The 12482-nt window shown below is 49.4% G+C and carries 9 protein-coding genes and 3 pseudogenes; all 12 read right to left on the reverse strand.

Annotated features, from left to right (window positions below; all coding sequences use genetic code 11):
* Positions 1-21: 21 nt before the first annotated feature.
* On the reverse strand, positions 22-2211 hold the full coding sequence (locus tag KE671_RS21795; RefSeq protein ID WP_206164706.1) for a type VI secretion system Vgr family protein: 2190 nt from the start codon (positions 2209-2211) through the stop codon (positions 22-24).
* A gap of 24 nt (positions 2212-2235) precedes the next feature.
* On the reverse strand, positions 2236-2604 hold the full coding sequence (locus KE671_RS21800; RefSeq protein WP_206164707.1) for a hypothetical protein: 369 nt from the start codon (positions 2602-2604) through the stop codon (positions 2236-2238).
* Positions 2601-3335: a hypothetical protein gene (locus tag KE671_RS21805; protein WP_094464963.1), complete on the reverse strand. Its 735-nt coding sequence runs from the start codon at positions 3333-3335 to the stop codon at positions 2601-2603. The genes KE671_RS21800 and KE671_RS21805 overlap by 4 nt, the downstream gene beginning before the upstream one ends.
* Before the next feature lie 190 nt (positions 3336-3525).
* Positions 3526-3624: pseudogene (locus KE671_RS23145) on the reverse strand (hypothetical protein); the annotation flags it as partial.
* A gap of 398 nt (positions 3625-4022) precedes the next feature.
* Positions 4023-4871, reverse strand: coding sequence for a hypothetical protein (locus KE671_RS21810; protein WP_241029984.1), 849 nt, complete (start codon positions 4869-4871; stop codon positions 4023-4025).
* On the reverse strand, positions 4868-5650 hold the full coding sequence (locus tag KE671_RS21815) for a TagF domain-containing protein (RefSeq protein WP_206164708.1): 783 nt from the start codon (positions 5648-5650) through the stop codon (positions 4868-4870). Before KE671_RS21815 ends, KE671_RS21810 begins: the two co-directional genes overlap by 4 nt.
* Positions 5650-9531, reverse strand: coding sequence for a type VI secretion system membrane subunit TssM (gene tssM / locus KE671_RS21820; protein WP_206164709.1), 3882 nt, complete (start codon positions 9529-9531; stop codon positions 5650-5652). Before tssM ends, KE671_RS21815 begins: the two co-directional genes overlap by 1 nt.
* Before the next feature lie 203 nt (positions 9532-9734).
* Positions 9735-10178, reverse strand: a pseudogene (locus KE671_RS21825) (Shiga toxin A subunit).
* A 1-nt stretch (position 10179) separates the two neighbouring features.
* The gene (locus tag KE671_RS21830) at positions 10180-10548 is read right to left on the reverse strand and encodes a tlde1 domain-containing protein (RefSeq protein WP_206164710.1); all 369 of its coding nucleotides are present in this window, start codon (positions 10546-10548) and stop codon (positions 10180-10182) included.
* A 104-nt stretch (positions 10549-10652) separates the two neighbouring features.
* Positions 10653-11048, reverse strand: a pseudogene (locus tag KE671_RS21835) (type VI secretion system membrane subunit TssM); the annotation flags it as partial.
* Between the two features lie 157 nt (positions 11049-11205).
* On the reverse strand, positions 11206-11700 hold the full coding sequence (locus KE671_RS21840) for a T6SS effector amidase Tae4 family protein (RefSeq protein WP_206164711.1): 495 nt from the start codon (positions 11698-11700) through the stop codon (positions 11206-11208).
* Complete coding sequence (locus KE671_RS21845; protein WP_206164712.1) at positions 11663-12478, reverse strand: Rap1a/Tai family immunity protein; 816 nt, start codon at positions 12476-12478, stop codon at positions 11663-11665. Before KE671_RS21845 ends, KE671_RS21840 begins: the two co-directional genes overlap by 38 nt.
* Positions 12479-12482: the final 4 nt, after the last annotated feature.

The raw sequence follows: 12482 nt of genomic DNA on the forward strand, positions 1-12482 counted from the left end.
CCTGAAAAATCATGAAATGGATTACTGTGGATTCAGCGCCAGATGGGTGGGACCATTAAGCGTAATAGTGCCGTCTGAATTCATCACGAGAGTGCTGCTTCCCACCGTCAGCGTAATCTGCGTGGCCGCAGTCAGGTGAATAGCGCCAGTTTTTGACGCAATGGTAATGTCTTTTTCCACCGTTTCAGTACTGGTGCCCAATTTCACGGTCAGCGTCTGATTCCCTTCTGTTATGGTGATATCCCGGTCTTTCTTAATGGTTTCGGTATGCTTACCATCAACAAATTCCGTGCGGTCGATCTTTACCGTGGATGTTTCGTTATGAATGATGGTTTTCGTGCGATCGGCCATCACCGTGTGGGTTTCGTTATTTTTTACCGTGGTATTCAGGTCTTTTTCAGCATGGAACTTCACCTCTTCCGCACCTGTTTTATCGTCGAAGCGCAGCATGTTTCCGTTCGTCGGTCCGCCCTGAAGCGAGTGGCTGAATATCCCGCTCTGAGACGCCATTCCCGGCAATCCCCACGGCGGCATAGTGTCCTGGTTGTAAGTACGACCCACAATGATTGGCAAATCCGGATCGCCGTTTTTGAAATCCACCAGCACTTCCTGGCCGATACGCGGGATCTGGATCATCCCGAAACCCTTGCCGGCCCACGGATAGCTGACACGGATCCAGCAGGAGCTGTTTTCATCGCGCTTACCGTAGCGATCCCAACCAAACTGCACCTTCACCCGGCCATATTTATCCGTCCAGATTTCCTGCCCCGCCGGGCCGGTGACGATAGCGCTCTGCGGGCCTTTGGTGTGGGGTTTGCTCACCGTCCGCTGCGGGCGGTAGACTTCGCTGGTTGGATGCAGTTCAAACGTGGTGACATAGGTAAAATGCTGATCCTGACCGCTATGCTGCGCGTTGTCCTGCAAAAACAGCGTGGTCTGCACCAGCAGGTATTCCCGGTTGACTTCAGCCGTCGGGTAATTCATCAACGTGAAGGTGTATCCTGTCATCAGCGTGCGGATATTCCCTGCACCGCCAACCCGGCTACCGGGGCTACGTTGTTCCTCCATGCGGATGCGCGTGAGCATCTCGCCTTCACCTTTATTGAAATAATCTCCCGGCCATTCATAATGCTCATAGGTTGCATGGCCTGTCTCACGCGGGTTTGCTACTGTATTTGCCAGCAGTGAGCGTGGTTTTGTAAAGTCGAAATCGTCCAGCACCCACTGCCCGGTGCGCAGGCTCTCATCTGCTGTGATGGTGTGGATAAACTCTTTATCCAGTTTCAGCCCCTCCTGGTGCCATTCCACTACTGGCGAGTCCGGGCACACCTTATGAGCGTTAATGGCGTCAGCCAGTACCAGCGTGTGGCTGTCTTCGCTGTGTTCGAACCACCAGTAGATGCCCCATTCCTGCATCAGCCGCTGGATAAAATCAAAATCGGTTTCCCCGTACTGTACCTGCCAGGTACGCGACGGATAGTTCTCCACCAGTCGTTTTTCCACCGGATAGGGGTATTCAGCCAGGACTTCATCAAGAATATCCACCACCGTTTTGTTCTGGAACGCTTTATAGTCGCTGGTGTGGGTCAGTAGCTTCAACCATGGTTCAATACGCAGTTCATACACCACCGAACGGCCTTCATACCCAGCAACTCTTGCTGCCGTCACCAGACCGCTGATAAACCGTTTGCCGCCGCCGTCCAATTCCATATTGACACACAGGTCTTTGCCCACCATCGGTTTGAGCGGCAAGTTAGCGGCGGGTGAGACATAACCCAGATTCAGCATATCCGGGGTTTTTAGCTGCACAACATAGGTAAACAGGTAGCCAAGTTTTTCTGAACCGTTCAGACTGGCAAACAGCAGCATCTGCGGCGGCACTGCGCTACCGCTCACTGTCACGTTATGAATCCCTGGCCCGCCTGTAGCACCGGAAGCAAGCGACGACACCGCATCCTGCGCTGAGTCTGCCATATCTGATAGACCCGCCGCCACTGCAGTGGCCTGTGCAGCTACCGCAGCTTTTACCAGTCCTGAAGGCTCCGGCAGGTTGCCAAACAGAGAACCCAGCGCCTGTTCTGCTATCTGTTCTGCAGCCCCCGCCGTATCTGCGACGGCTGAAGTTGCCGTGATACCGCCAGTTATAGGCGGCGTGGTGACGACAGGCCCCCTCCCCGGACTAGATTTTTTACCTGTGGATATAAAGCTCATGGTGTTTACTCCTTTAATACCGAATCAAAATAAAGTTCCTGGCGGCCAGAATACATAGGAAATGACTATCCACTGCCCATTTTTATAATGAAGCCAACATGTCAAATTTAAATCCACCTTCAGGTGCCAAAACATTTCCTTAATAGGAACATTTCTGAATTCAGGGTTAGTTGACCGATAAACGCTCTCTATGCCACCATAATATTCTCCAACGAATTCATAACGTGGCTTTATATATTCACGCTCTGGCTTACTGTATTTTTTCAATAAGACTGTCTCTTGAACTCCATTATACATACCGCTTGCATTCAGATAAGCATGCTCAGGAATATAAGCAACACCATTCCCTGCAACTATCATAAAAAGAATTATAACAATATACATCAATTTCATTTTTTTACGCTTTTTACAAAAAAATTAGCGCCAGGCACTATTCTATTTAAACGTTCAATGACATGCTGCATATAACGAGCACGCAATTCCATCCCAATACTCATTAACGCACTGGCATCCCAAGAGAATGGTGTTATTGCTTTATCTGCATCATCACTATAGTATTCTTCGGCAAGATATCCAACGATATGCCCAAGCTCGTGAACCAGCCCAATTTGCGGGCGACAGATATTTGATACACCAAGACATTTGACAGCCGCAATTAAATCTTTGGAATCGAGCTCAACATACCTACTTCCCCATATAATTTTACTCTGATGAAAACTATTTGGAACGTCATTATTGATTTTAAATACTACCACATTCCAATATCCACGCTGATTGGTTTGAACTATTTCTATCGTAAAAGGTAAACTTGCCCCCTTAAATTTCATAGCAAAATCTGATTTTCCAGAAACAGAAAATAAAATCTTATTATTCCACACCTTGTTAATAGCAAGAATAACATTTCCGTGAAAAGATTTTTTCTCTATATCTGCCCAGTCATTTTTTGCATCCCATCTTTTTATCCAATTATACTTCCATCTTAATAATAAAGTGATCGCACCAGTTTCGCGATCTATTCTTAAATCGCCCCAACTGTCATTATCCCTGATATAACGCGCATCCAATATTATATCATAGTAAGCATCATATGCCTTCTGAATAGTCTCATCACGAGAATCACCCATGTTCATCTCCATTTATTATTGACTCATTTCCCATCAATGTGCTTATTGTCATATTCTTTGCATTGATATTTTCAGAATCAACATGCGCACATTCACATACAACCCTTCGCTGTTTTGCCACCAGTATCAGCCTGATGGTTCCAGTAATGCACCAACAGTGACTCTACCGCTTGCTCCGTTGCTCACGTCAACCGGCACTAACACTGCCGCTTTCACCGGCTACAGGCGGTGTGGTGATGGCGGGTCCACCATTCCCAACAGATTTGTTACCCGTGGATACAAAACTCATAGCGTTAACTCCTTTAATACCATATTAAAATAAAGCATCTGGTAGTCTGGTTAATATTGACAAGAAATTTAAATTGCACTGTTTACAGTAAAATCAGCCAAATCATTATAGACACCAGAATAAGCATGAATAATAACGATCACATCAATCATCTTATTTTTTTAAAAACAAATAAAATAAGTGGCATACAAATTAAAAAGCCAACAAAGGAAACAAGAGCTGAATTGTTATGATCAGACAGTAATTGCTTCGCAAACCAAACACATTGAGAAGGAGTGAAATCCCCCCCCGAACTTACTGTCTCCGAAAAATTCACTGCAAATACAACATTAAAACAAAACATCAGAACATAATAAATTACACAGATAAACATAATACATCCCCAACGAATCCAGAATTTATTTTTCATTATATGAACTTCCTGATAAGCCACCCAATGTTCCTCCAGAATATGGCGTTCCAGCCCCCACTAAAGCCGAACTCTCCGCCCCTGCCCCCATTATTGCACCATTTGAGTCCTCAGCAGAAGGTTCTATATTTCCAGCATTGTGATATTGCCGCCTGAATTCACTAGTCATATCCATTACCTGCATTGATGAAAAATCAGCGTTCTTTTTAACAAGGTATCGCAGCAATGAATATGGGATCGTGAAATCGATTTCAGTATCTACAGAGCGCTGTGATGAAGCTCCCCCTCCTCCTGGTGACAGCGGAGTTGGCAACATGTATTTCGTTTCAAAAAGCTTTGAGTTAGAATATTTAACCGCAGCAATAGAATGAGTTGTACAATTATTTCCTGTCAAATCATAGACATCAATCGTGCGGCCCCGAGACTTTGTTCTTCCTGTCATATTTTCAGATGGAATAGCTGGTTTTGCTGCATTCCATAACCCCTCAAAGAATTCACGCACCAATATCGGATTAGCATCATTGATTTTAAATGCACGTGCTTCCATTTGATAAAGCTCATAGTGGTAATAATACCTGGCATCATCTCCTTCAAAGAAATTTAAAATGCCATCTCCTACTGTCATGCTGGACCCGGTTCTTCCGTATCGCCCGTAAGTGTACAGATAAACGGTATTATTCATATGTACCGAAACAAAAGCATGACCAGGGCCATTTATCTCAACCCATAAAAATACGCCATTCAATAATAAATTATCTTCTGGTCTACAAATACCTGCAAAGTCGCTTTGCATTCGCGTTGTCTGTGCAACCTTCCACCTGTTTTCCGCATTTTTCATTCTTCATTGCCTTCGTTATCGGTCACTCTCAGCCTCAGCGCATCCACATATCGTCCTTCGCTGTTCTGCTGCCAGAACCAGCCCTGTCCTTGCTGCGCCTGCATCAGCATTTTTCCCGGCCAGCCCGGCCACGGCAGATAACGCACGCCCGGTAGTTCAACCACTGGCACATCGGGCAATCCGGTCAGTATCCGGCTGCGCTGGGGCACACGACGCAGCCCGCGCAGCCACTGCGTCCATCGCGACCCCGGTTGCCACATTGCCCATAACTGGTCTGTCTGCACCGCCAGCCGACCATGCCGCTCTGGCTGTGGCGATACGTGCTGCGCTGCTATTCTCGCCAGCCAGTACAGCCAGCCCTGCGTTTCCGGCAATGTCTCTTCCAGCCATTCCCGCCCGGTACGCTGATATATCACCAGCGGCCACGGCCTTCCCACACTGTCGCGCGAAGCCACCAACACTCCGGTCAGCCATTCATCCCTGCCACCTGCGGGCAAAAATCCCGGTGCCATCACAAAGCTCCAGGGCAGTGGATGATGGAGTTCTGGCACCGGCGTTTCAGGCGGTGACAGCCGCATCCAGCCATCATGCGTTTCATCGGCATTAGCCTGACCTTGAGGCTGCACAATATGGCGTCCGTGACCCAGCCAGGTCTGCCTGTTCAGCCACCCCTGCCAGACCTGTCCCTGCTGCGCACTTACCCGCCAGCGTACATAATCCCGCTGGTCCGGCAGTTTACCGAAGATGGCCGGGGCCGATATCCCCACTGCCCGGCGCATTACAGCGTTCTCCCCGGACAGCTAAAGTCCTGCAACAGATCCCGGTTCACCGGGTTAAAATCCCGCCCGGCGGTGATTTCCAGCACTACCCGGCGACCATCAAAATCGTATTCCACCTGTTGCGTTCCCCGCACCGCCGTCTCCTGCGCCTTCCCGGCGTCCAGCAGGTGAAACAGCGCCCATGGCCCACCGGTCAGCAGCGTGGAGGTATCCTGGCGGATACGCGGGCTGGCGGTGATTTCCGCCATTGAACCGTTGCGCGGCCCCGGCCAGTTCACCTTCAACGGCCTGTCCGGCCCGTGGGCGTAACGCAGCACCTGACCGTCAATGTCAATCACCAGTTCCGTAATAGCCGGGTCCATCTCCACCACGCGGATTTGCATCGCCCAGGAGAACTTTTTCCCGCCTTCCCCGTTAAAGAACACGCTGCGGATCTGCTTCGCCTGCTGAAACGGTGTCAAATCCGGCCCCTGCAACGTCATGTTGCCTTCGGTGGGTTTGTAGCGCCACGGGTTGCTGGCGGTGTCTACAATTGGTGCCAGTTGTTTGCTCCAGAACGCATCCAGCACGCCGCCTGTCGCGAAAATGCGGTTAAAATCCTCAGTGCTGACTTCCTGCGGACTGTCAGCGAACGGGTAGCGCCCGTCAACGGCATCACGGCAGTCGTCGCCAATCACCGCTTCCATCTGTGCGTTCAACACCTCGCCGGTTCCGGCGTTGATTTTGCGCGTCCCCTGCTGCGTCAGATCCAGCAGGATATTTTTCAGTGGTGCAGGCAGTTTCGCCGCCTCCAGTTGTAATTTATCCGCCGCACTAATGCGCCCCGGCAGGGTACTTGCCGCCAGCGCGCTGTCAGCAATGGTGAGCTGGGTGTAATACTCGTTGAGCATAGTCAGCAGTGAATTAAGCTGCGGCGCGCTGCCACTTTGCCCGGCATTATCGCCATGCCCGGACACCACTTCGCGCAGCGCGGCGAAACGGTCATCCACCAGCGTTTTCTCAAGCCGTTCTTCCGGGTGGATATCCTGAAACAGTTTCGCCGTCTGCGCCGCTTTGGCAGCATTGCCGGATAGCCTGTCCTGCGCACGTTGCGCCAGCGCTTTCTGTTTTGCCTGTGCGTCCAGCGGCGGCACCAGTGTTGTTTGCTCCACTACCGCTTTTCCGAGCCGCATCAACGGTGAGTCAGGTGACGCCAGGATACGCAGTACCTGTAAATCATACGCAAGTCCCGAGCTACCCTCTTCTCCAGCGCTGTTGATGCTGTGAATACTTTCCAGAAAGTCCTGCCAGCGGCGGGCGTATTCCGCCAGGTAGAGACGGCGTACTTCGCGGGTAACCGGGAGTTCCTGTCCCGGTAGCTGGTTCATCACAATATCAGTCGTTTTTTTTTGCGTGCTTTCCCGGCCCATCACCCAGGCATCGTCCGCTGACGCGGCGGCGACGAACTCCGGCAGCCGTTTATCGAACAGTTCCCGGTAGCCTTCGCGGGTGAAAATGCCGGGCACACCCCGATCCAACGGCGCACCATCTGTACGCACAAAGACCGTTCCGGCATCCGCACCCACCGCGCGTACCAGCGTGAACTCCTGCGGTGCTTCGCTTTCCATAGCAGCCAGCGCCCGCGCATAAATGCGCTCGGTGCTGGTATGTTTGTCCAGAAATGCGTGCGCCTGGCGGATGAGATCCTCGTCCCGGTCATATGGCGAATGTACCACCCGGCTACCATCAAACAGGGCCTCGATATGTTCCAGTACGGCAGCACGACCGCCAAATTCCGTCACGCTGTCGTTGTTTTCCAGATCTTTGAGTACCCACGTCTGGATCTCTGCTGCGTTGTATTTATCCTCATGATCCTTATCCAGATTCAGTAGCAGATAGACACGCAGGGCATCATATGCCGCTTTGCTGTCCTGGCGACCGATGGCGTCCGCCAGCACATATTCCATACGTTTCACCAATGGCGGCAGCAGTAGTTGATCCAGCAGGCGGTCATACAGTGACACCACGCTGCCTGTCACTGGCGGCACGCTGTACAACCCATAACGCCAGGCCAGCGGCGGTGAGTCCGGGTCAAGCCCCGGCCAGGCAGACAGCGCCCGCGCCTGGTTCAATAACGCCGGAACAGGCTGCATCGCGGGTTTTCCGATATACGCGTTGACATCACCATCCAGCAGTGTTGCTCGCGCACTGACCTCTTTGAGATAACTACCATTACCAAGCAGGCTGCCCTGCATTCCCTGCCACAGCCAGACGGCCAGCGCCAGCACCAGCAGGTGTCCGCAGGTACGCAGCAGGCGATAACGCCAGGCCCACTGGAGATTAGGTTCCACCAGGTGCGCTTCGCGGAAAATAAACCGGGTCAGCAGATCGTGCAGAAAGTAGCTGCGGTTACCGTCCGGTTGGACAGGTGGCTGGGAAACCGCGCTCCCGCCACGGGCGTTTCTCATCGCCCGGACAAAGCGCTGCCAGATACTCATCTGGTCGGCCACAGCATCCGCCTGCGCCTGCGCCGCGCTGGTGAAGAACACCCCACGCAGCGTGTTGTGCAACTGGGTGGCGTCGAATTTTGAATCGAGGAAGATCTGGTCAATGGCGTCCAGCAGCGGTATGCCCAGCGCGGCAAATTCACGCGGGAAACCATACAGCCGCTGACGGCTGTGCAGGTCGTATTCTTCCTGTAACCGGGTATCCAGCCCCTGATCCAGCCGTAGCGTCAGACGCGCCAGTTCCTGTTCGCAGGTAGCGTGTAACGCCTGTGGGTCGTTCGCTTTACGCCTGCGGCTGTAAGGCAACGCGAAACCCCAGACCTGCGCACGGAGATGGCTGGTCAGCGCCCGGAAATATTCCGCAAAGCCCGGTAGCAGATCCATTTTGGTAACCACCAGGTACACCGGGAAACGAATACCCAGCGTCTCGCGCAGTTCAGCCAGCCGCGCGCGCATCGCAGCGCAGACCGCCAGGCGCTCTGTCGGAGACTGCGTTGTCAGATCTGCCACGTTCAGCGTCAGGATCACACCGTTCAGCGGCGCGCCGGGACGGTGTTTACGCAGCAGGTTGAGAAAGCCCAGCCACTCCCCGGCGTTACGCTGGGATGCGTTTCCTTCACCACCGTCATCATGACGCGCATAACGCCCGGCGGTATCAATCAGCACCGCCTCGTTGGTGAACCACCAGTCACAGTGCAGCGTACCGCCGCCCGGCACGGTCAGGATACGCGAAGTCTGCTCCATCTGTTCAGCCAGCGGGAACTGCAATCCGGTATTAAGCAAAGCTGTAGTTTTACCATCTCCAGGGCTGCCCACCACCATGAACCACGGCAGTTCGTACAGGAAACGCTTGCCTTCAAATACCTTACGCCAGCCGGGTATATCCACCCGCAACTGTTTCAGTTGCCGGACCGCCCGCGTGACAATGTGGTTGACGGTCCGCAGATCGGCTTTGATTTCGCCTGCAACCGGCACATCGTCCCCGCGCGGATGCAGGAAACGGCGCAGTAAATGTTCATCCACCTGCAGCGCCCGCCACAGCCTGTACAGGCCATACAGTGCGTAAACCAGCAGGATCAGGCCAATCAAAGTCAGGCGGATCCAGAGCGGCGCAAACGGACGTACCTCGCCAAATGCCAGCAGCGGCGAGATAAATCCAAGGACCAGACACAGAATACTGACGCCGATTATGCTCATCGACCAGTTGACCAGCCACAGGAGGAGCAACATCAGCAACAGGGCAATCGTCACCACCCGGCTGCCGACCGACGCCAGCGGGTGGAGAGTGTCAAATGAGATCAAAGGTCCGACGAACCAGACCAGCAGCGCCAGTATCACTACGGCAACGACTGCCAGCGTACGCCGGGAAAAAAGCAGGTTGAGAAATTTTTGCATTATTGCTCAGCACTCCATGCGGTAATTATCAACAATAAAAGGCTAAAAGCTGAAAATGTTTTCCCGATTCAGCACAAACAAAATAAATGACGTCCTGCAATATCACCAAACCTGTAAAATAAAAATTTTGGAATCAGTGAAGTATAATGAGCATACTCTCCACTTCTCGAACAGCATGAATTACATGCAATTTTTAATTCACATCAAAACGCTCTGGACAGAATAATATAGCCATTAAATCTTACAGAGCACTCATTTTCATTTATAAGACTGGATGCAATAAAAACATCTTTTTCCCTGTTAATGTTAATATAGGTATATTTTGCCACAATTGACTTTGTATGATTCTCATAGTAACTATCAAAATAGGATTTTTCATCTAACGTTGCTGTCTTATTTCTGGCTTTATCCTTTTCATAATCAATCTTAGCCAAAGACTCTGCGTAGAGTTTAGACACAGGAGAGACATCAAGAACCTCTACCCTTGTTTTATTTTTTTAAATGGTTGAGGTGTTTATATTCAAGTCACGTTTCATTGCATCAAATAACGATAACTCCATTGAGGCTCCAACCGTAGCACAGCCATTAATTTGTGCATAAGAAGTTACAGGTATACCAGCTAACAGGCAGACTATTACCTTAAACATATTAATCCTCTACCACTAATATTTTATCCGAACTGGCAGCAATAACTTTGCGATAAGGTAAATCCAAAATTATACAGTCATCAGAAGCTTCTCCTGGATGGGCAGAACTCTCGCCGTGTATCATAAAACCGTCGCGCCCGCACATTTTATTTTCAGGATAAGGAGTGAGCCTCATCGTCCATGCTCTTGCTCTGACATGAAAAAATGCAGGCCCAATTGTATATGTACCTCTTGGCAATGGCCCATTATTTCTTACACATTCATTAACGGAGTCATTTTTAATACCCAATCTACCAGAATATCTGGCATCGAACTGATATCTACCATTTAAGTAAAATGAATGTGCATTAATTTTGTATACCCAAGGCATTATACTGTCTCCTTTTTGTTAAAAAATAGTCAGGTCAGAACGGCTTGTTTTATTATTAGTTTTCCGACCTAACCATATCCATATTCATTCACTTCACCACTGGCTTTGGTGACGATATGACTGACCATGCGCAGCGCCCGCCACAGGCGGTACAGGCCGTATAGCGCATAAACTGCCAGAATCAGGCCAATCAGCATCAGTCGCAGCCACAACGGTGCAAACGGACGGACATCGCCAAACGCCAGTAACGGCGAGACAAAGCCAATGACCAGACACAGGATAGTGACGCCGATAATACTCATCGACCAGTTCACCAGCCAAAGAAGAAGCAGCATCAACAACAGGATAATGGTAACGCCCCGGCTGCCAGCCGACGCCAGCGGGTGGAAAGTGTCAAATGAGATCAAGGGTCCGACGAACCAGACCAGCAGCGCCAGTATCACCACGGCAACGACTGCCAGCGTACGGCGGGAAAAAAGCAGGTTGAGAAATTTTTGCATTATATTTCGACTCGCTATACTGTAATCAATAATAGCGGAATATTGGGACAAGCAGATAACTTTCCACTACAGTCCTTTAAAACTAAAATTACTTTTTAATTACATGACATTGAGATTGATATTATTTATCAATAATGCTGTAAAAAACACCTCATATTCAGCGTAACTCCCAGAACCAGATCTGTTTACAATTGTAATAACAGTGCGAATGACATATTGCTCCGGCGCTGGTCGGCTCAATCAGGTCAATATGACTGCCGCTACCACCGTCATACCCATCAATTTTCCAGAAGAATACCACGCCTCTTTTATTACCCAATTCGGTCTGGAATTTAGCCGGTTCGCGCCAGATCTCTGGCTTACCGAAAACAGATGCATGAGAAAGTTCATCCGCCAGATTTTTAGCACCCGTTTCAAGTCGCCTGCCTTTCCATTTCCCTTCTTTTATAGGGAGGAGACGCCCTTTAAATTTTACTCCTGATTTAATCAGTGCCACGCTCATTCGTGCAGCACAGGTATTTTCAAATTGAACCCCAAGTTTTCCTTGATCATAACCAATACCTGCATAAAACTCTTTAGACTCAACAAAGTCAGGGTTACTGAAATCTGCCGAATTATGATTTTTTTTTAGCGTTGAGAATGAAGGTTTCATTTTTTCCTCCTGTATCACATGGATACTCCATTAATTTTCTAACAATAAGATCTGCTGCACGACCATTAAGTTCTTCACTCGATTTATTTTTGAGAGAAGTATAGACGGCTTCATTTAGCGTCAGAGTCTTAAATAAATCATATCCACACCATAATTTATTTTCTGTTGCATCTTCGACGCCAAGCAAATAGATGCTTGCCCTGAATTTATCCTGTTGATGACCCGATACCCATAACCGGAAGAAGTCGTTACCGGAAAGGTTATATGCTTCTGGCGTCAGAGACTGAACAGGAGATAACCTGGAAATGTTTTTTGTCTGCGGAACCTTGCCCTGACAGGGATAATTTTTAACTAAGGCATCCTCAATCATTATTGAAGCCCTTAAATCAAACTTTATTATTGACTGCCTTTCAAGCCAAGCCAGGACCGTCTGGTTTATTATCGCCCTGTCAACCTGTTCATCAACACACCATGTTTTACCTTCAGTTGCATCCTGCACTCCCAATGCATACATTAGGATATTTACTTTTTCCTGTGAATCATTAATGGCATGAAATCGCAGGAAGTCACGAGTACTCAAATTAACATTATCAGGGGAAATCAATCCGGCAAAAAACCTGGAATCTGCAGAAACATTACCAGATAACAAACAGCACAAAATAATCAAAAGAATATAAAAAGGCCGTTTTATATTACGTCCTTCTGATATCCAGTAATAAGACCTGGTTATTTCCCATATTGATAAATGAATAGAAACATTGCAGTCCAGATTTTTCATTTTT

Source organism: Citrobacter amalonaticus (genome assembly GCF_018252635.1).
GTDB classification, from domain to species: domain Bacteria; phylum Pseudomonadota; class Gammaproteobacteria; order Enterobacterales; family Enterobacteriaceae; genus Citrobacter_A; species Citrobacter_A amalonaticus_E.

What these genes read in the sequence shown, in the direction of transcription:
- KE671_RS21845 (WP_206164712.1), bottom strand. Translation starts at nt 12,478, where the DNA reads ATGAAAAATCTGGACTGCAATGTTTCTATTCATTTATCAATATGGGAA.
- tssM (WP_206164709.1), bottom strand. Translation starts at nt 9,531, where the DNA reads ATGCAAAAATTTCTCAACCTGCTTTTTTCCCGGCGTACGCTGGCAGTC.
- KE671_RS21815 (WP_206164708.1), bottom strand. Translation starts at nt 5,650, where the DNA reads ATGCGCCGGGCAGTGGGGATATCGGCCCCGGCCATCTTCGGTAAACTG.
- KE671_RS21810 (WP_241029984.1), bottom strand. Translation starts at nt 4,871, where the DNA reads ATGAAAAATGCGGAAAACAGGTGGAAGGTTGCACAGACAACGCGAATG.
- KE671_RS21830 (WP_206164710.1), bottom strand. Translation starts at nt 10,548, where the DNA reads ATGCCTTGGGTATACAAAATTAATGCACATTCATTTTACTTAAATGGT.
- KE671_RS21800 (WP_206164707.1), bottom strand. Translation starts at nt 2,604, where the DNA reads ATGAAATTGATGTATATTGTTATAATTCTTTTTATGATAGTTGCAGGG.
- KE671_RS21795 (WP_206164706.1), bottom strand. Translation starts at nt 2,211, where the DNA reads ATGAGCTTTATATCCACAGGTAAAAAATCTAGTCCGGGGAGGGGGCCT.
- KE671_RS21840 (WP_206164711.1), bottom strand. Translation starts at nt 11,700, where the DNA reads ATGAAACCTTCATTCTCAACGCTAAAAAAAAATCATAATTCGGCAGAT.
- KE671_RS21805 (WP_094464963.1), bottom strand. Translation starts at nt 3,335, where the DNA reads ATGGGTGATTCTCGTGATGAGACTATTCAGAAGGCATATGATGCTTAC.